The sequence below is a fragment of the Ruegeria sp. J8 genome (assembly GCF_056531925.1).
Map to the genome: position 1 here is coordinate 46080 of NZ_JBQFMR010000008.1, position 21929 is coordinate 68008.

The 21929-nt window shown below is 60.4% G+C and carries 17 protein-coding genes and 1 tRNA gene; 7 read left to right on the forward strand and 11 right to left on the reverse strand.

What is annotated here, in order from left to right:
• The first annotated feature begins 82 nt into the window (after nucleotides 1-82).
• The 4 genes from speA to speB all read left to right on the forward strand — a co-directional run bounded on the left by speA (nucleotide 83) and on the right by speB (nucleotide 5325).
• Nucleotides 83-1972 carry a biosynthetic arginine decarboxylase gene (gene speA, locus ACR0L1_RS16605; protein WP_170790738.1) on the forward strand — a complete coding sequence of 630 codons (1890 nt, stop codon included), beginning with the start codon at nucleotides 83-85 and terminating at the stop codon, nucleotides 1970-1972.
• 14 nt (nucleotides 1973-1986) lie between these two features.
• A complete protein-coding gene (locus ACR0L1_RS16610) occupies nucleotides 1987-3198 on the forward strand; it encodes a saccharopine dehydrogenase family protein (protein ID WP_170790736.1) in 1212 nt (403 codons plus the stop codon).
• 118 nt (nucleotides 3199-3316) lie between these two features.
• Nucleotides 3317-4486 carry a carboxynorspermidine decarboxylase gene (gene nspC, locus ACR0L1_RS16615; RefSeq protein ID WP_480859929.1) on the forward strand — a complete coding sequence of 390 codons (1170 nt, stop codon included), beginning with the start codon at nucleotides 3317-3319 and terminating at the stop codon, nucleotides 4484-4486.
• Complete coding sequence (gene speB / locus ACR0L1_RS16620; protein ID WP_480859930.1) at nucleotides 4483-5325, forward strand: agmatinase; 843 nt, start codon at nucleotides 4483-4485, stop codon at nucleotides 5323-5325. Before nspC ends, speB begins: the two co-directional genes overlap by 4 nt.
• Here the strand turns inward: speB and ACR0L1_RS16625 are convergent.
• A complete protein-coding gene (locus ACR0L1_RS16625; RefSeq protein WP_170752218.1) occupies nucleotides 5322-5912 on the reverse strand; it encodes an HD domain-containing protein in 591 nt (196 codons plus the stop codon). The genes speB and ACR0L1_RS16625 overlap by 4 nt on opposite strands.
• 102 nt (nucleotides 5913-6014) lie before the next feature.
• Here ACR0L1_RS16625 and ACR0L1_RS16630 point away from each other — a divergent pair, with 102 nt between their 5' ends.
• Nucleotides 6015-6842, forward strand: a complete 828-nt coding sequence (locus ACR0L1_RS16630) for a LysR family transcriptional regulator (RefSeq protein ID WP_170790731.1) — start codon at nucleotides 6015-6017, stop codon at nucleotides 6840-6842.
• On the opposite strand, the gene lptF is transcribed toward ACR0L1_RS16630, so the two are convergent.
• Both lptF and ACR0L1_RS16640 read right to left on the reverse strand, forming a co-directional pair.
• Nucleotides 6839-7978, reverse strand: coding sequence for an LPS export ABC transporter permease LptF (gene lptF / locus ACR0L1_RS16635; protein ID WP_480859932.1), 1140 nt, complete (start codon nucleotides 7976-7978; stop codon nucleotides 6839-6841). The genes ACR0L1_RS16630 and lptF overlap by 4 nt on opposite strands.
• 118 nt (nucleotides 7979-8096) lie before the next feature.
• Nucleotides 8097-8172: transfer RNA gene (locus tag ACR0L1_RS16640), tRNA-Trp, on the reverse strand.
• Between the two features lie 143 nt (nucleotides 8173-8315).
• Here ACR0L1_RS16640 and ACR0L1_RS16645 point away from each other — a divergent pair.
• The gene (locus tag ACR0L1_RS16645; RefSeq protein WP_170773862.1) at nucleotides 8316-9020 is read left to right on the forward strand and encodes a lysophospholipid acyltransferase family protein; all 705 of its coding nucleotides are present in this window, start codon (nucleotides 8316-8318) and stop codon (nucleotides 9018-9020) included.
• Here the strand turns inward: ACR0L1_RS16645 and ACR0L1_RS16650 are convergent.
• The 5 genes from ACR0L1_RS16650 to ACR0L1_RS16670 form a co-directional block, all read right to left on the reverse strand.
• Nucleotides 9017-9262 carry a MoaD/ThiS family protein gene (locus ACR0L1_RS16650; protein ID WP_170353360.1) on the reverse strand — a complete coding sequence of 82 codons (246 nt, stop codon included), beginning with the start codon at nucleotides 9260-9262 and terminating at the stop codon, nucleotides 9017-9019. The two genes, ACR0L1_RS16645 and ACR0L1_RS16650, sit on opposite strands and share 4 nt — an antisense overlap.
• A complete protein-coding gene (locus tag ACR0L1_RS16655) occupies nucleotides 9255-11510 on the reverse strand; it encodes a xanthine dehydrogenase family protein molybdopterin-binding subunit (protein ID WP_480859934.1) in 2256 nt (751 codons plus the stop codon). The genes ACR0L1_RS16650 and ACR0L1_RS16655 overlap by 8 nt, the downstream gene beginning before the upstream one ends.
• Nucleotides 11510-11989 carry a (2Fe-2S)-binding protein gene (locus ACR0L1_RS16660; protein ID WP_480859936.1) on the reverse strand — a complete coding sequence of 160 codons (480 nt, stop codon included), beginning with the start codon at nucleotides 11987-11989 and terminating at the stop codon, nucleotides 11510-11512. Before ACR0L1_RS16660 ends, ACR0L1_RS16655 begins: the two co-directional genes overlap by 1 nt.
• On the reverse strand, nucleotides 11986-12852 hold the full coding sequence (locus ACR0L1_RS16665; RefSeq protein WP_170790728.1) for an FAD binding domain-containing protein: 867 nt from the start codon (nucleotides 12850-12852) through the stop codon (nucleotides 11986-11988). The genes ACR0L1_RS16660 and ACR0L1_RS16665 overlap by 4 nt, the downstream gene beginning before the upstream one ends.
• A gap of 129 nt (nucleotides 12853-12981) precedes the next feature.
• Nucleotides 12982-16194: a reductive dehalogenase gene (locus ACR0L1_RS16670; protein ID WP_480859938.1), complete on the reverse strand. Its 3213-nt coding sequence runs from the start codon at nucleotides 16192-16194 to the stop codon at nucleotides 12982-12984.
• Between the two features lie 77 nt (nucleotides 16195-16271).
• Between ACR0L1_RS16670 and ACR0L1_RS16675 the strand changes: the two genes are divergently transcribed.
• Nucleotides 16272-17168, forward strand: a complete 897-nt coding sequence (locus ACR0L1_RS16675) for a LysR family transcriptional regulator (protein ID WP_480505099.1) — start codon at nucleotides 16272-16274, stop codon at nucleotides 17166-17168.
• A 10-nt stretch (nucleotides 17169-17178) separates the two neighbouring features.
• Here the strand turns inward: ACR0L1_RS16675 and ACR0L1_RS16680 are convergent, their stop codons facing one another.
• From ACR0L1_RS16680 to ACR0L1_RS16690, 3 genes are read right to left on the reverse strand one after another with little or no spacing between them, the layout of a single operon-like run.
• Nucleotides 17179-18450, reverse strand: coding sequence for an NAD(P)/FAD-dependent oxidoreductase (locus tag ACR0L1_RS16680; RefSeq protein WP_480859941.1), 1272 nt, complete (start codon nucleotides 18448-18450; stop codon nucleotides 17179-17181).
• Between the two features lie 39 nt (nucleotides 18451-18489).
• Complete coding sequence (locus ACR0L1_RS16685; protein ID WP_480859942.1) at nucleotides 18490-19524, reverse strand: ACP S-malonyltransferase; 1035 nt, start codon at nucleotides 19522-19524, stop codon at nucleotides 18490-18492.
• The gene (locus ACR0L1_RS16690; protein ID WP_480859943.1) at nucleotides 19521-21713 is read right to left on the reverse strand and encodes a dehydrogenase E1 component subunit alpha/beta; all 2193 of its coding nucleotides are present in this window, start codon (nucleotides 21711-21713) and stop codon (nucleotides 19521-19523) included. Before ACR0L1_RS16690 ends, ACR0L1_RS16685 begins: the two co-directional genes overlap by 4 nt.
• Nucleotides 21714-21929 lie beyond the last annotated feature (216 nt).

Here is a 21929-nt window from a genome sequence, read left to right on the forward strand (position 1 = left end):
ACATAGATTACACTTGGACGAATCAAATTGCTGCCGTATTGGCGGGCGCTAAACCGGCACCCTACGTTAAGGACTGACTTGATTGAAACAGACGCCCGACGCACCGCATTCCATCTACGGGGTTGAAAAATGGGGCAAGGGCCTCATCGAGGTGACAGAGCAGGGCGAGATCGGTTTGCGCAACCCGATACACCCCGAAGCCGCCGCAATAAGCCTGCCCGGTATCTTGTCCGATCTGGACGACCGGGGGATCAAGGCCCCGATGGTGCTGCGCGTAACCTCGTATCTGGAACACGAGATTGCGCATCTGAACGAAAGCTTCCGCGATGCCATCGCGCGCGTTAACTACAAGGGCGCCTATCGTGGTGTTTTCCCCATCAAGGTGAACCAGCAGGCACAGGTCGTCGACCGGATCGTCGAGTTCGGGAAGAAATACAATTATGGGCTGGAAGCGGGCTCCAAGCCCGAACTGGTTGTGGCGCTGGCCCATCGTCTGGCCCCCGAGGCACTGATCGTCTGCAACGGCGTCAAGGATGCCGAGTTCATCCAGCTGGCTATCCTTAGCCGCAAGATCGGCTTCAACACCGTCATCGTTCTGGAAAGCCCGAAAGAGGCCGACACGGTGATCGAGGTCTATAACGATCTGGGCATCGAACCGCTGATCGGCGTGCGGGTGAAACTGACCAACCAGATCAGCGGAAAATGGGAAGAAAGCTCGGGCGACCGATCAGCCTTTGGCATGAACACGGACCAACTTGTCGCCACGGTGGACAAGCTGAAGGCGGCAGGGCTGCTGCACTGCCTGAAGCTGCAGCACTCGCATCTGGGATCGCAGGTGCAGGACGTCAACGATGTGCGCCGCGCCGTCGGCGAAGCTTGCCGCTATTACACTGAACTTACCCGCGAGGGCGTACCGCTGACCCATCTGGACCTCGGCGGCGGCATGGGTGTGGACTATACCGGTGAGAAGAAAGCGGCTGAGAACTCGATCAACTACACGGTCGAGGAATACTGCGCCAACGTCGTCGAGACCGTCGCCTACGCGATGGATGAGGCCGAAATCGCCCACCCAACGCTGGTCACCGAAAGCGGCCGTGCGGTGGTGGCGACATCCTCGATGCTGGTGTTCAACGTGCTGGAAAGCACGCTTTACGATGCACCGACCGCACCGGATGTGGAACCTGACGACAACCATCTGGTTTCGGACCTTGCTGCCGTTCACGGATACCTCAGCCAAGATCGTCTGCAAGAATGCTGGAACGACGCCACCTTCTATCGTAACGAGCTGCGCGCCCTGTTCCGCCGCGGCTATGTCGACCTGCGCCAGATGGCCCGCGCCGAGCGTATCTATCTGTCGTTGATGGCCCGCCTCAAGGCCCTGGCCGCAAGCGATGATCTGGACACGGATGTAGACGATCAGCTTGAGAAAGTGGCCGATATCTACCACTGCAACTTCTCGCTGTTCCAATCCCTGCCCGATGTCTGGGCGATCGACCAGCTACACCCGATCGTGCCGCTCCAAGGGCTGAACGAAACCCCCGACCGCCGCGCCGTCTTGTCAGACATCACCTGCGACAGCGACGGCAAGATCGACCGTTTCATTCTGGCCGACGGTGTCTCACCCAGCTTGCCGGTGCATTCCCTGCCCAAGGACGGCGAGTACTTCATGGGCGTCTTCTTCGTCGGTGCCTATCAGGAAACGCTCGGCGATCTGCACAACCTGTTTGGCGATACCAACGTCGTCACCATCGACCTGCGCGCCGATGGCGGCTTCGACCTGCTGCACGAGCAAGAGGGCGACACGATCAGTCAGGTCCTGTCCTATGTCGAGTTCGACCCGCAAGACTGTGTTGCCGCCTTCCGCAAAATGGTAGACGAGGCGATCTCTACCGGTACTCTGCAAGCCAAGGACCGCAAAACCCTGATGAGCGCCTATCGCGACTCAATCAACGGCTACACCTATTACGAATAAGAAGGAGACAGACCATGGGCAAAACACTGGTTGTCGGCGCCGGCGGCGTATCCCACGCAGCCGTGCACAAGATGGCGATGAACTCGGACATCTTCACCGAGATCACTCTGGCCAGCCGCACGAAATCGAAATGCGACGCCATCGCCGCAGCCGTAAAAGACCGCGTTGGTGTAGATATCGCTACTGCCGAACTGGACGCCTACAAGGTCGAAGACACGGTCAAGCTGATCAAAGAAACCGGCGCGGAAATCCTTGTGAACCTCGCCCTGCCCTATCAGGATCTGGTGCTGATGGATGCGTGTCTTGAGGCCGGTATCCACTACATCGACACCGCGAACTATGAGCCCGAGGACGAGGCCAAGTTCGAATACCACTGGCAATGGGCATATCAGGAGCGCTTCAAAGCGGCGGGCCTGACCGCCATCCTCGGATCTGGCTTCGATCCGGGCGTGACCAGCGTGTTCGCCAAATGGCTCAAGAAACACAAGCTGGACACGATCCGCCAGATCGACGTGCTGGACGCCAATGGCGGTAGCAACGATCAAGAATTCGCCACCAACTTCAACCCGGAAATCAACCTGCGCGAAGTGCTGGCCGAAGTGCGTCACTGGGAAAACGGCGCGTGGCAACACTCCCCCGCCATGACCCACAAGGTCGAGTTCGACTTCCCCGCCATCGGTCCCAAGAACATGTACTTGATGTATCACGAGGAACTGGAGAGCCTCAGCACCCACTTCCCCGAGATCGAACGCGCCCGCTTTTGGATGACCTTCGGCGACGCCTACATCATGCACGCCAAAGTGCTGGAAAACGTCGGCATGACCCGCATCGATCCGGTGATGCATGACGGCAAAGAGATAATCCCGATCCAGTTCCTGAAAACCTTGCTGCCCGATCCCGGCGATCTGGGCGCGGAAACCAAGGGCAAAGCCTGCATCGGCGACATCGCCACAGGTCAGGCCAAGGACGGCTCGGGCGAAAAAACCTACTATATCTACAACATCTGCGACCATGAGGAATGTTACGCTGAGGTCGGCTCCCAGGCCGTCAGCTACACCACCGGCGTTCCCGCGATGATCGGCGCGGCACAGGTCCTGAAAGGCAACTGGCGCGAGCCGGGCGTTTGGAACATGGAACAACTCGACCCCGATGACTTCATGGATATGCTGAACAATCACGGCCTGCCATGGCAAGTTCATGAACTTGACGGTCCCGTCGAATTCTAATCCCCAGAACTTCTTCTGTTCAAAAGTACCTCGGGGGTCGCCATTGATGCGCCATTGGTTCAAGCACCAATGGCGACGGGCAGAGCCCCCGGCCTCACCACAATCGGAGACGCGGGACATGTCCGACATGATGACGACCCAAGCCGGAGACGCCGGCGCCTTCCGCAATTTCGACCTCAGCCGCGTCCCCACACCTTGCTTTGTGGTCGACGAAAAAGCGGTCGAGCGGAACCTGACCATCCTCTCAGAGATCGGCACCCGGTCCGGCGCACATGTCCTCAGCGCGCTCAAGGCGTTCTCGATGTTCTCACTGGCCCCTCTGATCCGCCACCACCTCGGCGGTACCTGCGCCAGTGGCATCTACGAAGCACGACTGGGTCGCGAGGAATATGGCGGTGAGGTTGCGACCTTCTGCGCTGGCTACAAAGACGCAGATATCGACGAAATCCTGTCGCTGTCCGACCACATCATCTTCAACTCACCCACGCAAACGGACCGCTTCCTGGCAAAAGCCCAAGCCGCGAACGTTCAGGTCGGCCTGCGCATCAACCCAGAACATTCCGAAGGCGAGATACCCAAATACGACCCCTGCGCGCCCTGCTCGCGCCTTGGGACACCCGTCAGCCAACTGTCCGAAGACACACTGATCGGAGTCGACGGGCTGCACATGCACACGCTCTGCGAACAGGGGTTCGAGCCGTTGCAACGCACATGGGCTGCCGTTGAGCCGAAGCTCAAACCCTTCCTCAGCCAGCTCAAATGGCTGAATTTCGGCGGCGGTCACCATATTACCCGCGATGACTACGACCGGGATGGGCTAGTGACTTTCATCAAATCCATCCGCGCGAAATACGATGTCGCCATCTACCTCGAACCCGGCGAGGCCGTTGCGCTGGACGCGGGTATTCTGGTCGGCGAAATCCTCGACCTGCCCACCAATGGTATGAACCTCGCCATCACCGATATCTCGGCCACCTGCCACATGCCCGACGTGATCGAGGCCCCCTATCGCCCCGCCTTGATGGACGAGGCCGAAGCAGGTCATACCTACCGTCTGGGTGGCCCCTCCTGTCTGGCTGGTGACGTGATTGGCGACTACACATGGGACAAACCGCTAGAGATAGGGCAGCGCTTTGCCTTCCTCGATCAGGCGCATTACTCGATGGTCAAGACCAACACGTTCAACGGGGTACCCCTGCCCACAATCGCCCTTTGGAACAGCGAAACGGACGCGCTGAAGATTATCAAACAATTCGGCTATGACGACTTTAAGGACCGCCTCTCATGAGCATTTTCCTCGACAGTGAACTGACCGCCGCTGAGCGCAGCGAAGACGCCCGGTTCCGCGTCATCCCCGTGCCGCTGGAGCGTACCGTGTCTTACGGATCAGGGACCGCCAACGGTCCCGCAGCCATCATCGAGGCCAGCAATGAACTGGAACGCATCACAGGCCACGCGGAACCCTGCGTCGAAGGCATCTTCACCGAAGACCCGCTGGATTGCGACGGCCCCTTGCCCGAAGTGATGGAACGCCTTGCGCAACGCACCGAGGCTGCGGTGCGCGCTGGCAAGGTGCCGGTCACACTGGGCGGGGAACATTCGCTCAGCTATGGTGCGGTGATGGGCGTGGCGCGGGCGCTGAACCAGCCCGTCGGTATCGTGCAGATCGACGCCCATGCGGACCTGCGCAACGCCTATCAGGGCAAGAAACACTCGCACGCCTCAGTCATGCATCTGCTGACCGAAGAGGGCATCAAACTGGCCCAATTCGGCGTCCGCGCCTTTTCAACCGAAGAGGCGCAAAGCCGTCTGAAAAACCACGTCTTCCATGTGGATGCCGAGGAACTGGTCACAGGCAATATCCACGCCGTCGACCTGCCCGAGGATTTCCCCGAACTGGTCTATGTCAGCTTTGACGTGGACGGTCTGGACCCTTCGTTGATGCCTGCCACCGGCACCCCGGTTCCGGGCGGGCTCGGTTACTACCAAGCCCTGCGGTTGGTCGAACATGCCCTTAAAGGCCGCAAATGCGTGGGCTTTGACGTGGTCGAACTGGCCCCCGACGGCAATGCCGCCTGGGACTTCACTGCAGCTCAGATCGTCTATCGCCTGATGGCGGCCTGCTAGCTTTCCGAGGTTTCGTTCAGCTCCATGTGCCCTTCGCCCTTGTTCAACACGCGGCGCAACATGGGCTCGAAGAACTCCAACGGTTTGGTCGGGTAGTCCGGGTCGAACGCCTTCTGATCGTATTCATGGCAGAAATAGCGGCAGTCCTCCCAATAAGGACTGTCGCGGTACTTGTCGCGGGCGTTGCGATCGCCGCCAAGGTGGTGGTTATAGTAGTAGCCCTGAAACACACAGTGATGTTTCAAAATCCAATAGGTCTTCTCGCTGACATAGGGCTTCATCATCGCCGCTGACAGCTCACCGTGATTGTAGGGCGACAGGATATCGCCGGTGTCATGGATCAGAGCAGCGACCACCAGTTCCTCATCAGCCCCATCTTCGTAAGCGCGGGTCGCGGCCTGCAAACTATGCTGATAGCGGTTGACCGGGTATGGCGTCCACTCCTCGTCCAGCGACCGGATAGCGTCCAGAATACGGTCGGGCAAAGCGGCGTTGTACGCCTCTTCATACTCCATCACGGCATCCCAATCGGCCTTTGTCGCCTCTTCGAAACTGGTCCAAGTGGGTTTGTGGCTTTTGTCCAGCATGGAAGCGGTCCTTTCATCGATCCGTTTACGAAAGCTTACTCCACTCCAGTTGAGCGAAAAAATGAATTGATTTTATCACTTCGATCAAAAATTACTTTCAACATGCAAATCAAAGCCCTTGAGACCTTTCTGTGCGTCGCCGAGACCGGAGGCTTCCACGCTGCCGCCCGCAAGCTGAACGTGACGCAAACCGCTGTAAGCGCCCGCATTCGTCTGATCGAGGATGAAACCGGCAAAGCCCTGTTCACCCGTGGGGCAGGCGGGACCGGCCTGACCGAATTCGGGCGGCAGTTCCGGCCCTATGCTGAACAGATGCTGTCGCTCTGGTCCTTTGCCTCACGCGATCTGCCCGCGCAGTCGCAGAACCGGGTCGCCCTGCGCCTGGGCGCGCAACTGAGCATCTGGGACCCGCTGCTGGTCGATCTGGCAATCCGCTATGAGGACGACCTGGGGCAGCTGCTGTTGACGCTCAACTATGATCATGACCTGAATATGGTTGATGCGGTAGCCACCCATGTTCTTGACGCGGCCTTGACCCATGAGAAACCGTCGGACAGACGGGTCATGTTTCACGAATTGCCACCCGAGCGACTGGTGCTGGTCCAGACCCCTGATGCCGGAACTGACCCGATTTTCGTCAATTTGGAACTGGGGGAGGTCTATCAGAATCACATTCGATCCACCGCGCATCGGGCTTCGGGCCAGACGGTGTTTCTGGGCAATTGCATGATGGCCCTACGCTATGTCCTGCGGCGCGGTGGGTTAGGGTATTTCCCACGCTATGTCATCGCTGAATACCTTCATTCTGGGCAGGTTGCGCCCGTTGCAGATGCCTATGACCTGATGTTGCCGCTCTATCTGGTCACGCGCCGCGACAGCCCAGCATTTGGCGATGTTCTAGATTGCCTGCAGGAATTGCGGACGGCTTAGGCCTGCGGCCAGGCGAGATCGCTCTCTCGCGGCTTTTTCTGCAAAAGTGGTCGCCCCGCAATCAGCAAGAACAGGCAGGATATGAGGATGCCGATCACGGCGGGCAGGTAGAGAACCGCCCACAGCGCGGGATCGTCGATCACAATAGGCGACACGAACCCCCGAACACCTTCCAGCAAAACGAGAAGAGTAAACGCCCCAAAAATCTGCGGCCACAAACCGAAACGGGAAAAGCTGCCCAGCATCAGGGTTGCATATCCCGCCATGGCCACCGCTACGCAGATGGCAATCCATGAGAACCGCTGGTGCAGTTCATCCACCAGCTCTCCTTCGCTGAACCCTTCGTTTGCGGTCAACGCCTGACGGTTTTCCAACAATTCAAGGGTCGGGATCGCCTCAAGACTTCGTTGGCTCATATCGTTGCCGTGAGCCAGTTCGGATATGTCGTATGAAGCATCCTCGAACAGGGTCGATGATAAGGTCCTGCCCTGCTGATCCAAGCGCAACGCCACCCCGTCCACCATAACCAGATGAATACCGCTGCCATTGTTGACCAGATAAGCGGTTTTACTGGAATAGGTGACTGTACTGGCCCGATCCCGGCGGTCCGAGACGAAGACTTCGTACAGTGTACCATCCAGGTCAATCCGTCCGATATAAACCGTTACGCCGCTGGCAGGATGTAGAAACTCACCCTCGTTCAGAAGCTGCGCGGTGACATCGCCTGCGACCTCGGCCTGTCGTTGTTCAAGCTGCTCGACCGAGGCCGGGCGCAGAAACACGCTGATCGCGGCCATCATCAAACCTGTCACTAGCCCGAACAGAAATACTGCCCGCGCCAGACGCCATGGGCTGGAGCCCGTCGCCAACATAACCGTCAGCTCGCTTTCGCGGCTCAGGCGGTTGGTGGCATAAACGGCGGCGGCAAACACAGCCATGGGCATCACCGTTCGGATCAGGGTCGGCAGGGTCAGCGCGGTGAATTCCAGAAACACCATCGCCGATTGACCGCCGCTGATCACACGATCAAACAGGCTGACCGAACGGGTGATCCAGAAGACCCCCACCAGAACCAGCGTGAAAAAGCCGAACAGAATCAGCAATTGCCGCAGGAAATATCCATCGAAACGCGACATGTATCCTCATCCGGTCCTTGGGTGTTTCGCCGGACAATATGCCAATCGCCGGGCGGAGGAAACCGGAATGCAAAGGAATAGCCCAAATTGGCGCGTGGATGTCAGCGATATTGGGAAATGGCAGGGGCAGCAGGGTTCGAACCCGCGACCTACGGTTTTGGAGACCGTCGCTCTACCAACTGAGCTATACCCCTAAGGTGGGCATCAGATATGCCAGCCGCGCGGCGGACTCAAGAGGCTTTTTCAGATTCCGCCGCTCTAAACCCATGCGACAAACAAGTTGCGCATGGCGTTGAGTTCTATAAGACACAATTTGCTTGGCAGAAGGACCCCGCTCGTGAGTATCCGCAAGAAGATCGCTGATAGTGAAGCCCTGTTGAACTGGGCTGCGCGGCGCATTGCGTGGTATATCCGGCTGGTCAATCGCAACACCGAATGGCAGCGTATTGGCTATGAGGAACTGGACCAGTTGGCCGAACAGGGCGAACCGGTCATTGTGGTGCTGTGGCACCAAAGGCTGGCGCAATCGCCCTATTTCTACCCGCTGGACAAGGGGCCCATCTGCTCCATCACCTCGTCTGCTCGAGCCGGCAGCATGGTTGGTCGCGTGCAAAAGCTGTTCGGCATGGACACGATCGCCATGACCAGCAAGAAATCGAACAACATTGCCGTGTCGCGCGAAGTGATCGGCAAAATGAAGCAAGGCATTTCCATCGGCATCGCCGCAGACGGTCCACGCGGGCCGGAAAGGGTGTTGTCCACGGTGCCTTTAGTCTGGGCGAGGACTTCAGGCAAGCGGGTGTTCGGGATTACTTTTTCCGCGGAACATGGTCGCGAGGCAGGCACATGGGACCGGTTGCTGATGCCGCGCCCCTGGCGCAACAAGGGCGTGTTTCTGTGCCGAGAATGGACGGAAACCGTGCCGCGCAAAGCGTCTGACGAGCAGATAGAAGATCTGCGCCTCAGCCTTGAACAACATATGAATGACATCACGGCCGAGGCCGACCGCATGGTTGGCCGCGAGCCTTGGTCGCCGTCCTAACCGCCGCGCAGACGCTGCATTAGGTAAACTTCACTGCCTTCGGGGATCGGTTCCGTCAAACCGGTTGCGATGACGCGTCCGTCGATGGCGATGGACACGCCCGCCTCAATTGGGCCTTCCAGTTGCGGATGCGTCCTGACCAGTTCCCGTAGCAGATCGCCGGTGGTTTTGGCCTCGACTTCCACCACCTGCTGACCCCCGGTCAAAGACCGGAGGCCGGACCAGAGGTGGACCTCAACCATTGTCCTTGAGCGCCGCCAGAATGCGCGGCGGGGACATCGGCAGTTGCTTCATCCGCACGCCAGCTGCGTTGGACACAGCATTGGCGATGGCGGCCAAGGGCGGCACGATGCCCGTCTCACCCACGCCGCGCACTCCGAAGGGGTGGCCGGGGTTGGGCACTTCGACGATCACCGTGTCGATCATGGGCAGGTCGCTGGCGACCGGAATGCGATAGTCAAGGAAGATCGAGTTCTGCAACCGTCCATCCTCGCCATAGATATATTCCTCATTCAGCGCCCAGCCGATACCTTGCGCGGCACCGCCCTGGAACTGGCCCTCGACATAGGTCGGATGGATCGCCTTACCAGCGTCCTGAATGACCGTATAGCGGGTGATCGTGGTCTTGCCGGTTTCCGGGTCGACCTCGGCGTCAACAATGTGGGTGCCAAAGGACACACCTGCGCCTTCGGGCGTCGCCTCAAAATGGCCCGAGATCGGACCCCCGGTGCGTCCCATTTTGGCAGTGATATCTGCCAGCGGCATCGGGTCAAAGTCGCCCGCGTTCGGGCCCGAAGGCACGGCGCAACCGTTTTCCCACTTCACGGCTTCAACCGGGATATCCCATTTGGCCGCTGCACGTTCGCACAGTTTTTCGACAGCATGGCGCGCCGCCTTGATCGTCGCCAGACCCGAAGCATAGGTCACCCGGCTACCGTGGCTGACGTCATTATACCCCAGCGTTGCGGTGTCTGCGACGGTGACACGGATGTTCTCATATGGAATGCCCAGCACCTCAGCCGCCATCAGTGCCATCGACGCGCGCGAGCCGCCAATGTCGGGCGTGCCCACCATCAACTGGGCTGATCCGTCTTCGGACAACGCCAAGGTTACCGAGGTTTCACCCCCGTGGTTGAACCAGAAACCGCAGGAGATGCCGCGTCCCTGCCCCGGCTTCAACGGCGCCGAATAATGCGGATGTGCCTTGGCGGCCTCAAGCGTTTCGACCAGACCGATGCGTTCATAGCGCGGGCCATAGCTGGCCTTGGTGCCCTCATGCGCGGCGTTCTTCAAACGCACCTCAATTGGGTCGAGGCCCAGCTTGTTGCACATCTCATCAATGACCGACTCGACCGCAAAAGCCCCCATCGGCGCGCCCGGCGCGCGATAAGCGGCTTGCTTGGGACGGTTGGCCATTACGTCATAGCCGATCTGTTTGACGTTGGTCAGATTATAGGCCGCAAAGGCACACATGGCGGTCATATCGCCCGGCGCACCCGGGAACGCACCGCCTTGCAGACGGAACTCGCCGCGTGCTGCGGTAATCGTGCCGTCATTCTTCATGCCAATCTTGATATCCATCGAGGCCGAGGCGGTTGGCCCTGTCGCCCGGAACACTTCGGATCGGGTCATGACCAGCTTGACCGGGCGGTTCGCCTTGCGGCTCAGCGCCAGCGCAACCGGTTCGATGAAGACCGTGGTCTTGCCGCCAAAACCGCCGCCAATCTCGGACGCAGTTACGCGCAGCTGCGAGGTCTCAATTCCCAGCAACGCCGCGCAGGTCTTTTGCGCGATCCAGTGGCCTTGGGTGGTGCACCACAGCTCACCTTTGCCGTCATTGCCCAGTAGGCCAAGACAGGCGTGCGGCTCGATATAGCCCTGATGGGTCGCCTCGGTGACAAAGCTGTCTTCGAGGACCAAATCTGCCTCGGCAAAGCCTGCGTCGACATCGCCGTGACCGCTTTCGTGATACCGCACAACGTTGGGGTGCATCCCTTCGGGCACGGAATAATCTGCCGCACCTTCGCGGATGACCGGCGCATCCGGGGCCATCGCTTTGTCTACGTCGGTCACATGAGGCAATACCTCGTACTCAACCTCAATCAGCTTCAGCGCATCCCGCGCGGCCAGTGCCGAGGTCGCCGCCACAGCAGCCACCGCATGACCATCATAGAGAGCTTTCTCGCCCGCCATGACGTTTTCCAGCACGTTCCAGAATTCGCCAGCCAAACCCGGCTTGAACGGCACGTCGGCGAAATCAGCGCGTGTCACCACGGCTTTGACGTCTTTCAGCGCCTCAGCCTTCGATGTGTCAATATTCACGATCCGCGCATGGGCATGGGGCGAGCGCAAGATGGCCCCATGCAGCATGCCGGGTGCAGACATATCCGCGCCGAACTTGGCGCGGCCCGTCACCTTATCCAAGCCGTCAGGGCGGTTCGGACGGGTGCCAACAAAAGTGAATTCCGTTTTACGATCGTCCAGAGCCATTACGAAGCCTCCCGCAATTCTTCTGCCGTTTCCATGACGGCGCGAATGATCTTGTCATAGCCGGTGCAGCGGCACAGGTTGCCTGCCAGCCAGTACCGGGTTTCTTCCTCGGTCGGACTGGGGTTTTTCTCGAGCAGCGATTTGGCCGCCACTAGAATGCCCGGCGTGCAGATACCGCATTGCAGGGCGGCATGTTCGATAAACTTCTGTTGCAGCGGATGCAGCACGTCACCATCCGCGATACCTTCGACGGTTTCGATGGTTTTACCCTCGGCCTCAGCGCCCAGCATCAGGCAGGAACAGACCAGACGGCCATCCACAGTGACCGAACAGGCACCGCAATCGCCGGTGCCGCAGCCCTCTTTCGCGCCGGTCAGGTTCAGCTTGTCGCGCAGGCAGTCCAGCAGGGTTTCGCGCGGGTCGCACAGAAAATCGACCTCATCGCCGTTCACGGTGGTCGTTACGTGGAGCTTGCTCATGCTTTCTCTCCCTTCGCGCGGGCATAGGCGATTTTCGCGGCGCGCTTGGCCAGAACGCCAGCGACCTCGGTGCGGAATGCGATCGTGCCGCGTTTGTCGTCGATTGGGTTACAGGCGGCCGATGCCGCAGCCGCCAGCGCGTCCAGCGCAGCATCGTCCAGAGTGCTGCCGATGATGGCCTTGGCACAGTCTTCAACCAGCAGGACAGTCGGCGCGACCGCGCCCAGCGAGACGCGGGCCTCAGTCACGGTATCACCGTCCAGACGCAGGCTGACACCCACGCCAACAACGGCGATGTCCATCTCAGTGCGCGGGATGAACCGCAGATAGGCGTCGCCTGCATTGTCCCCGCGTGCGGGGATTTTCACAGCCGAGATCACCTCACCCTTGGACAGCGAGGTCTTGCCGGGTCCGGTTGGGATTTCCTCGACAGCCACATCACGCGTTCCATCTGGGCCAGTGACAGAAACGGTCACACCAGCGGCAACCATCGCAGGCACCGAATCCGCCGCCGGAGAGCCATTGCACAGGTTTCCGGTCAGCGTTGCGCGACCCTGAACCTGGGTCGATCCGATCAGGTCCATCGCTTCGACCACGCCAGGCCAGTCGCTGCCCAGCTCAGGGTGCTCGCTCATCTCGGCACCTGTGGCAGCAACACCCAGTGTCCAACTGCCGTCCGCGTTGCGGGTTATATCGCTGACGCCGTCGATCTTTTTGATGTCGATCAGCGTATCGGGCGTGACCAGTTCCGAGCGCAACTGCACCAGAACGTCCGTGCCTCCGGCCAAAAAGCGGGTGACCCCCTTTGCGTTTGCAGCCAGAGCCGACGCCTCGGCAAAACTGGCGGGGCTGTGATAATCCATGAAAATACCTCGCACCTGTTGATCAGGATTCACTAGGGTTCGCTGGGGACGTTAGTGCAGCCGTGCCGTAACGTCCATGGCCAGAGCGACCAATTTTTGCGTTTCAGAATTTCGTTTCCCAACCTTGGCTCAGAGGTCGATCTCGATCACACCATCCGGCTGCGCCGCCCGGCTTTGGCATAGGATGATAGCGCTCTCACGTTGTTTCTTGGACAAAACGAAATCGCGGTGTTCGACCTCACCCGAAATCACGCCACATTTGCAGACCCCACAGATGCCATCGGCGCATTTCACATCCACGTGAATGCCTGCCTCGTTCAGCACCTGCGCTGCATCTTTGTCGGCGGGTACAGTCAGATCTCGACCCGATTTTGTCAGCCGCAAAGTGAAGGCGTGATTCTCATAGTCCGGCTGCTCGGGGACCGAGAAATACTCCAGATGCCGCGCTTCTTCGGGAAACCCCTGACGCTCAGCCGCTTGCATAACTCCGTCCATGAAGCGATCAGGACCACAGGTATAGACGTGCCAACCGTCTTGATATCCCGACAGGACGGCTTCCAGATCGGCCCGTGTGCCTTCGTCCGAGAAATGATAGTGCACGTGATCCGCCCAAGGCATCGCTGCCAGATCCTTCAGATACCCGGCCTCGGCACGGGTACTGGCCGAATAGTGCAGCTGGAACGGTTTGCCCACGGCATACAGACGGTGAGCAAAGGCTATCATCGGAGTGATGCCGATCCCGCCGCCCATCAGGAAGGTCTTGGTTGCGCCCTCGTCCAGTTCGAAATGGTTGATGGGTTTCGAGATGAAGACCTTGCGCCCCTCGTTGAAAATGCGGTGCAGCAGAGCTGAGCCACCGCGTCCCTCATCCTCGCGCAATACACCGATCTGATAGGTGGCGCGGTCGGATGGGTCACCGGACATAGAGTACTGCCGCAGGAATTCCGGCGCGACCAGCACGTCCAGATGCGCGCCTGCCGTCCATTCGGGCAGTGGTGAGCCGTCCAGCGTCGAGAATTCGTACTTGGTCACATCCGCAGTCATCTTGTCGACCTTGGTCAGTGCGACGCGCATAACCGGGGCATCGCCCGCGATGGTATAGCGGTGGATCACCGACAGATCGCCCGCCGCTTTGCGCGCCTTGTATTCCTCGGCCGTGACCATGGCCTCATAGGCTGCGATCCCAGCCTCGCGGTCCATGGCGAACGGATAGGGCCAGGGATGCGGGGCCAGATAGGCGGGGTAGACGGCCAGAGTCTGATCTTCGTATTTCAGGTCTAGGTCGGTTTGCAGGTCGCGCCGGTTCAGCGGGTGGTCGGTCGGGCGATAGGCGCCGTCCGGTTGCAGCTCCAGATCCCACCACCATTTCTTGACGTCGTTCAGCCCGCCATTGCCCACGGCATCATCCAACCGCGCCAACGCGGGAGCGGCCTTGGGAATATTCATAGCGGCCCAGCGGAAGGGGCGTTCCTTGAAGATGCCCTCAAGGTTCCAAGGGCAGGTCTTCATACACCGCCCGCACATCGCCCCACCCGGCGTGGTCACCCGGTAGGTGGCGCATTTTTGGCTGTCAGACTTCCAGATCTCATAGCCGTTGAACATCAGCTTCGGCCCGGCCGTGATCGCACCCGAAGGGCATTCGCGGGCGCATTTGTTGCAGCTTTCGCAGAAGGTTTGCAGGCCGAAATCGATGGGCTTGTCATGCGCCATTGGCATATCGGTGGTAACTGCGCCGGATTTCAGGCGGGGCCCGAGGTAAGGGTTCAGGATCACCTCTCCGATGCGACTGACCTCGCCCAAACCGGATAGTAGCAGCAGCGGCGGCTGCAACACCTCGCCATCCATCACCGTATGCGCGCGGGCCTTATAGCCCAGATTGCGGATCTGTTGCGCGATCACTCCACCCAGTAACGAAAACCGCAGATAAGCGCGCATCGACTGCGCGACACTGATCCAGTCATCGCCGCTGGCGCCCTCCATCGTCTCATAACCCTGGTCGATGATCATGCTGATGGCCTGGTCGTGGGGCGGAATGATCTCCTCGCCCGTTGCATCATGCGAGTACCACGCCCAGTCCGGGCACCGGCTGAGGCCCACCGCATCGACCCCCAAAAAATACGTGGCCGCCTTGATATTCGCGGCGTTCCGGGCAGCATCGGTTGGGTGCGCGGCGTCAGCGCTTTCCCCATCCTGCAACAGCACGAACGCGCCCAGCGCGCGGCGTTGTGCGGTGCTAGGCGCGGCCTTGCGCACGTAATACCCGCCCTTGGCCCCGTCTTGCAGATGCTTACCCATATCCCCGAACTGTGCGCGGGCGAACATATCGGCGCGCTTGGGGACGCGGGCCACGTTTTCCTCATCAATATAGGTAGTGGGCGCATCAACCCGCCTGAGGTTCTCAAACGGGTGCGCCCCGTCCACATAGCGCCGATTGGCATAAGGATCGCGGTTCAGCGCGTTCTTGGCAAAGCCCGCGCCCAGCCACCACGCGGGGCCTTGAGTACGAAACCACGGCTGCTGCGTCATGGGTTGCAGAGGCTGATCGTGTGCGATCTCCATCTCGGTCGTGACCGCAGCCAGTCCGAACCGTTTACCCAGCCACGGCGCGACCAGCTCTCCGTCTTCGACCGAACACAGCCCCGCCGCGACGGCCAGCTTACCCAGATCAACCTCAGAGGACATGACCGTATGCGCCCGCGCATCAAAGCCCAGAACGCGCAGGTAGTTGGCCACGACCACCGCATTCTCGGTCGCCAGCAGACAGGCGCGGTGATCCTGCGCATCCATGATCCAATCCGCGCCGGTCTCGTTGGGGTCCGGGTCGCGGTTGTGTTCGTACAGAAAGACAATTGCATGGCGATGGGTGTCCATCGGGCGCGGCGTGGCCTCCATGCTTTCTTTGAGATCGGCCATGATCAGGTCGATCCCCGAAGCCAGCGTCTTGGTCTGCCGTGTCTTCAGCGCATGGGCCAGACGGTCAATATCGGGGTTGCGGCGGGGTTCGGTCAGCAATGCCTCGCGCGGCAAAGAACCACACCCCATCATCGAGGCATCATTGAAATAGCCAAACGCTTTTAGATGGTTGGCGCGCTCGGTCACGTCAGCAGGCACCTCGGAGACCACAGGATTCACGAACCCATCGCGGATCGTGTCCAGCATCGCCTGAAACTCCCCCATCGCGTTGACGATGCTTTCCGGGCGCTTGGGGCGATGAAAGCTGAGCGACTGCATCGGCGGCACCGCCGACAGATCAGGCATTTCCGCTTGCCGTTCCAGCCGCTCTGACGGATAGCCGCCCATGTGAATGGGCCTGTTCTTGTCCGAGAAAAAGCGGATTGCCATCCTGTGCCTCCTGTTGGGTTCAGCTTTCCCTAATCCGCCATGGACCTCAAAACCATTCATGAATAATCATAGATGATATGAGAAATATTGATTTTACCGATCTGGACGGCAAGGTCCTTCGTGTCTTCCTGACCATTCTCGAGGAAAGCTCGGTCTCGAAGGCGGCCGACCGGTTGGGCGTCACGCAATCGGCCATCAGCCATACGCTGGCTAAGCTGCGGCAGGTTCTGGGCGATCCGCTATTCGTGCGCTCGGGCCAGGGCCTGACCCCGACCGAGCGCGCCTTGGCGCTGAAAGACCCGGTTCAGCATGTTCTGGACGGGATGCGCGCCCTGACCGAAGACCGCCCCTTTGATCCGCAAGCGGAACAGATGCAGATCCAGATCGCCACCAACGATATGCCGCGCGAGTTGATCTTTCCCACTCTGCTTCGGGCCGCGCGATCTGAAGGCATTGGCCTGCATCTGGGGTTCATCCCATCGGGCGTGCCGGACCCGGACCTTCTGCGCAGCGACCGATGCCAATTGATGTTGACACCGCTTCCGCCCGACGGGCCGGACATTTTTCAAAAACGCATCCTCAGCAGCCCGCTGATGATCTTCTATGACGCCGCACAGCGCAAACCGCCGGACAGTTGGGACGTCTATTGCAGCACCGAACATGTCGAGGTGCGGTTCGCCGATGGTCGAAGCTCGCGCGCGGTGATGCGCGGCGTGGATCAAAACCAGATCAGACCGCCCACCGTCACCCTGCCCCATTTCAACGCCATCCCGTCCTTTGTGAAAGGCAGCGACCTGATCTCGACCGACACCGCCTTGATGAAACGCGGGCCGTTGGCGGCGCTGGATTGCGCGCCGTTGCCTTTCACGTGTGAGGAGGTCTCGATCTACATGGTCTGGCACCAGAGATCGGCGAATGACCCGGCCCATCGCTGGCTGCGCGGCCGGATCGAACGGATTGCCGCCGCACTATGAAGGGGGCGGTTTAGAACCGGGCTTTGATGAGATGCGTCAGCGCCGCACCGGTCTCAAAATATGCGCGCCGCAGCCCGGTCCAGCTTTCGCGGTATCCCTCAACTGGCGGAACGGGCAGGAGGGCGGGATCATCGCGTAGCAAACTGTCGGCCATCTGGCGACCAAAAACAGTCCCCGGCCCGATCCCACGCCCTGAAAACCCGTGCGCCGCCAGCGCATTCGGGCCGATCCGCGTGATTTTCGGAATGTGGTCCGAGGTCATTGCGATCCGCCCGTGCCAACCTTGCACCAACGGCTGGTCGGCCAGCTGCGGATAAAGCGCCGCTATCTTACGTTTCGCCCACGCCTTATGGGCACTGCTTCCTGCATGACCAAGATCCCCCATCGCGCCGATGATGAACCGCCCGTCCTGATCCAGCCGGAAAGACGTCATGATCAACCCGGTATCCCACGCCCCTTCGCCCCCGCGAAGGATACTGGCGCGCAGGTTGTCCGACAAAGGGGCCGTGGCAAACTGGAAGTAATAAACCGGCACATAGGCGGGCGCGGTATCCGGCATGCCCCGGTGATAGGCATTCGTGGCCTGTATCAACGCCTTCGCCCGGACAGAGCCTTGGGCTGTTGTCAGGGTCCAGACATCGCCATCATGGGACAGAGAGAGAACCGGGCTTTCCGTAAAAACCTGCGCCCCCGCCTGATTCGCGGCGCGGGCCAAGCCGCGCACATAGGCCAGAGGCTGAATCGTTCCCGCCCGCGGATCGAAAAGCGCCCCGTGAAATGCTGCGCTGCCGGTGCGTTGCCCGGCCTGATCGGTGCTCAACAGTTCCACCGGCGCGCCTGCCGCCTTGAGCTGCGCATGGCGGTTTTCCAAGTCCCTGAACCCCGCCCCCGAATGCGCGCAATGCAGGGTGCCGTTGCGGACAGGCTCGCAATCGATCCCGTGCTGCGCGATCAGGTCGAACACATCCCCCGGTGCGGCGCACAAGAGGTCGATTAGGCGATTGCCCGGCTCAGCCCCGAGATGCGTCCGGATCTCGTCCGGTGGCAGCCATAGCCCCGCATTGGCAAAGCCCACATTGCGACCCGACCCGCCATGCCCGATCTCCTGCGCCTCTAGCAGCGTCACCGACGCCCCCGATTGTGCCGCCGTCAAAGCCGCCGAACAGCCGGTATAGCCGCCGCCGATTACGACCAGATCGACCGTCAGATCGTCGGTCAGAGGGGTGCTGTCCACATGCTCGCGGCAGGTGTTCAGCCAGAGGGACTGGTCATGGTCGCTCAAATCGGGCTCCTTGCGCATGCGCAGATCATCAGGGCTGCGTCAGCCGGTTGCAAGCGAACGCTGATCTTCTCGCCCCATAGCGATCAGAAAGGGCTGTGCGTCCTGCTGCGCCTGAAATGCCGCTTTGTCGGACATGCCCTTCCAATCGGCCAGAACCAGCGACTGCGCCACCGCCCCACCCAGGGTTGCCCCTGGTCCGGTGACGATGAACAGATCGGGCGCAAACTCGCGCGCGGCAGTCTGGATGGCGCGGGTGAAATCATAGGTCTCGGTGACTTGATGCCCTAGGGTGTAGTCCCACAGCGCTTGGGTGTCCGTCGCCCCTGGCCACCAGATTTTTCCACGCCCATCGATCAGAGGGCGTTCGGGCGGGTCAAACATATCCGCAGACAAACGCGCCCGCCCTTCGGCGGCCACCGGCGCTTGTAGCGCAGTGTGAAACGCGGCGTGGTTTGCCAAGCGCATGGGAAAGCGATCCTGCACAGTTGGTTGCGCGTGTTCAAACGCGCTTAGGCCGGCCTCATTACCTGCCAGAACCAGCATACCGCCCAGATCGATCGACAATGCCAACTCGTGCCCGTCCAGAGCGTCAATCCGCACGACATCGGCCAACAGTTCAGCCTTGCGCTCGGCGTCGTTCGACCAATCCTCTCGGGCGAACGGATACACAAGCTGCCCGCCGATCAGGTGGTCCTGCATCAGCGTGCCCATGGTGTTCACCACGCGGAATCCGTTTTCTGGCGTGATCGCGCCGCCCGCCGCCAAAGCGATGTACCACCCCATCGAGTTTCCGGTGACGGCAACGACTTCGATATCAACCGCCAGCGACTGCGCATCGGCCAGCGAGGCCGCGTAAATCAAAGGCGACGCGATATCGCCACGAGAATACGTGCTGATCGTATACCGACCTGCACCATCCAAGGCCGTGACCCCTTCTTGCCCTGCCTCTGCGCGAATTGCGTCAAACTGGGCAAACAGCTGCATCCGGTCAGCATGATGGCGATGCAGATAGCCCAATTCGGGTTTGTTGTATGTCCCCCGACCGGGGCAGATCAGAACAGCGGTGCGGGTCATTGGCGACCTCCGGTCAGGTTTAATGCGGCGGCCACAATCCCGTCTTTCGACGGCAAGGGCGCAGCATAGGCGGGGCCGGTTGCTATGAAACTGTCGTCGGCGACAACACGGGCGATTGGAGTGGCCGGACTTTCTTCGGCGAAGAAAGTCATCAGCGCCTCGGACTGGCTGCCGGTGCGGCGGCATTCGTCGACGATCAGCACATGTGCGCAGCCCTCGGTGGCCTCGTACAACGCCTGAACAGGCAGTGGCGCCAGCCAGCGCAGGTCGATGATCCGCACGTTCAACCCCGCCGCCTGCAGTTCGGGCAGCGCCTGTTTCGACAGGTAATGCCCGTTGCCATAGGTCACGATGGCCAGATCGGTACCGTCGCCATGCACGCCCACCTCACCCAGCGCAATCCGTTGATCCGGTGCGGGATAGGTCGTCATCCACCTCCCGTCCTGCGCCCCATTCAGGTCACGCATGGGATAGAGCGCAATGGGTTCCAGAAACACCACCACCCGCTGTTCTTCGCGCGCCAGGCGGACGCATTCGCGCAGCATCTGCGCCGCATCCTCTCCGGTCGAAGGACAGGCGATGACTACCCCCGGAATATCACGCAGCACGGCCAGCGAGTTGTCATTGTGGAAATGCCCGCCGAACCCTTTCTGATAGCCCAGCCCGGCAATTCGCACGACCATAGGGTTGGTGAACTGCCCGTTCGAGAAAAACGGCAGCGTCGCAGCCTCGCCCCTGATCTGATCCTCCGCGTTGTGCAGATAGGCGAGGAACTGGATCTCGGGGATCGGCACAAACCCGTTATGGCCCATGCCAATCGCCAGCCCCAAAATCGACTGCTCGTCCAGCAGCGTGTCGATCACCCGGTCCGGCCCGAACCTCTGTTGCAGTTTTTGCGTGACGCCATAGACGCCCCCCTTACGGCCCACATCTTCGCCCATGCAGACGATCTCGCCATGCTCCAGCATCAGATCGGTCAGCGCCCAGTTGATCAGACGGCTCATGGGCTGAGGGTCTTTCATCGCCCGCATATCGCCACCAAACGCCTTTGCGCGCGTCTCGGCACTAGGGCCATTGGTGGGTTTGCAAACGCGCTTGGGCGGGATCAGGCTGGCCATCACCTCGGCGGCGGTGCCCAAATGCGGGCGCGTGGTAGCCTCGGCAGCGACGCGATCGGTGCGGGCGCAGGTGTCCTGATATATCTCCAGCGCCTGATCCGGCGACAGTGCCCCGGCCTGATCCAAAAGGCGCACAGAATGCAGCAAAGGGTCATTTGCCTCATCCGCTTCGACCTCGGATTTGGGCATATAGGTGGTCGGTACGTCAGCACCGGCATGACCGTAAAGACGTACGGTTTTCAGGTGCAGGAATGCGGGTTTGTGGCGGGTGCGCACATAGTCGGCGGCCTCTTGCGCGACGGCATAGGTCTCGTAGATATCCAGCCCGTTGGCCTGAAAATATCGAACACCGGGGCGATGCTCCATCGACGTCTGTATCCAGCCCTTTGGCGTTTTGACCGAGATGCCGATTCCATTGTCCTCACACACAAACAATAAGGGCAGCGGCGTCGCTTGCACGCTGGTCCAGCCCGCCGTGTTGATCGCCCCCTGCGCAGTCGAGTGGTTGGCTGAGGCATCCCCGAAAGAACACATGGCAATCCCGTCCTCGGGCAGCTCACGGTGCTCAGGTGCGTGCCGCCGCGCCGCGCCTAGGGAATAGGCCGCGCCCACCGCCTTGGGCAGATGGCTGGCAATGGTCGAGGTCTGCGGTGGGATGGTCAGCGCCTTGGACCCCAGCACCTTGTGCCGTCCGCCCGACGTGGGGTCTTCGGAAGAACAAGCAAAACTCAGCAGCATGTCCCAGGCGATCTGCTGGCCCGGTACCTGCTCTGCGCGGGCGATCTGAAACGCGGCATCGCGGTAATGAAGAAAGGCGATATCCGTGGGGCGCAGAGCATTGGCCACGGCCGCCATCCCCTCGTGCCCGGATGAGCCGATCGTGTAGAACCCCTGCCCCGCCTTCTGCATGGCGCGGCTGGTGCGGTCCAGCGCGCGACTCAGCACTTGCGAGCGGAACAGTGATACGGCATCGGCATCGCTCAGACCGGACCGGGGCGCGTTGCCTGCGGGAAAATCGCGCGCGGTGACGCGTTTGAGGAAGTTCTCATGCACGATCTGAGCGCGATCCATCTGCGCCTCCGTCCTTTTGTTGTCGGATCATGGGCACTGCCGTGCCCTGTGATCCCCGTGGTGGCCTACGAACGGCCAGGTCTTCTGTTACAGCAATAATCGCGCCCACGATTGGCGGGCAAGACCTCTGCCGGATCATCGCCGCCGAAGACCGCGCTAAAACGCATCAATCTATCAGGCTGGTGCAATCGAAATGCCAGTGATAATCCATCCGAA

Excerpts from the sequence above, each read along its gene's own strand:
- ACR0L1_RS16610 (WP_170790736.1), top strand. The coding sequence starts at position 1,987 with ATGGGCAAAACACTGGTTGTCGGCGCCGGCGGCGTATCCCACGCAGCC.
- nspC (WP_480859929.1), top strand. The coding sequence starts at position 3,317 with ATGTCCGACATGATGACGACCCAAGCCGGAGACGCCGGCGCCTTCCGC.
- speB (WP_480859930.1), top strand. The coding sequence starts at position 4,483 with ATGAGCATTTTCCTCGACAGTGAACTGACCGCCGCTGAGCGCAGCGAA.
- ACR0L1_RS16625 (WP_170752218.1), bottom strand. The coding sequence starts at position 5,912 with ATGCTGGACAAAAGCCACAAACCCACTTGGACCAGTTTCGAAGAGGCG.
- ACR0L1_RS16630 (WP_170790731.1), top strand. The coding sequence starts at position 6,015 with ATGCAAATCAAAGCCCTTGAGACCTTTCTGTGCGTCGCCGAGACCGGA.
- lptF (WP_480859932.1), bottom strand. The coding sequence starts at position 7,978 with ATGTCGCGTTTCGATGGATATTTCCTGCGGCAATTGCTGATTCTGTTC.
- ACR0L1_RS16650 (WP_170353360.1), bottom strand. The coding sequence starts at position 9,262 with ATGGTTGAGGTCCACCTCTGGTCCGGCCTCCGGTCTTTGACCGGGGGT.
- ACR0L1_RS16655 (WP_480859934.1), bottom strand. The coding sequence starts at position 11,510 with ATGGCTCTGGACGATCGTAAAACGGAATTCACTTTTGTTGGCACCCGT.
- ACR0L1_RS16660 (WP_480859936.1), bottom strand. The coding sequence starts at position 11,989 with ATGAGCAAGCTCCACGTAACGACCACCGTGAACGGCGATGAGGTCGAT.
- ACR0L1_RS16665 (WP_170790728.1), bottom strand. The coding sequence starts at position 12,852 with ATGGATTATCACAGCCCCGCCAGTTTTGCCGAGGCGTCGGCTCTGGCT.
- ACR0L1_RS16670 (WP_480859938.1), bottom strand. The coding sequence starts at position 16,194 with ATGGCAATCCGCTTTTTCTCGGACAAGAACAGGCCCATTCACATGGGC.
- ACR0L1_RS16675 (WP_480505099.1), top strand. The coding sequence starts at position 16,272 with ATGAGAAATATTGATTTTACCGATCTGGACGGCAAGGTCCTTCGTGTC.
- ACR0L1_RS16685 (WP_480859942.1), bottom strand. The coding sequence starts at position 19,524 with ATGACCCGCACCGCTGTTCTGATCTGCCCCGGTCGGGGGACATACAAC.
- ACR0L1_RS16690 (WP_480859943.1), bottom strand. The coding sequence starts at position 21,713 with ATGGATCGCGCTCAGATCGTGCATGAGAACTTCCTCAAACGCGTCACC.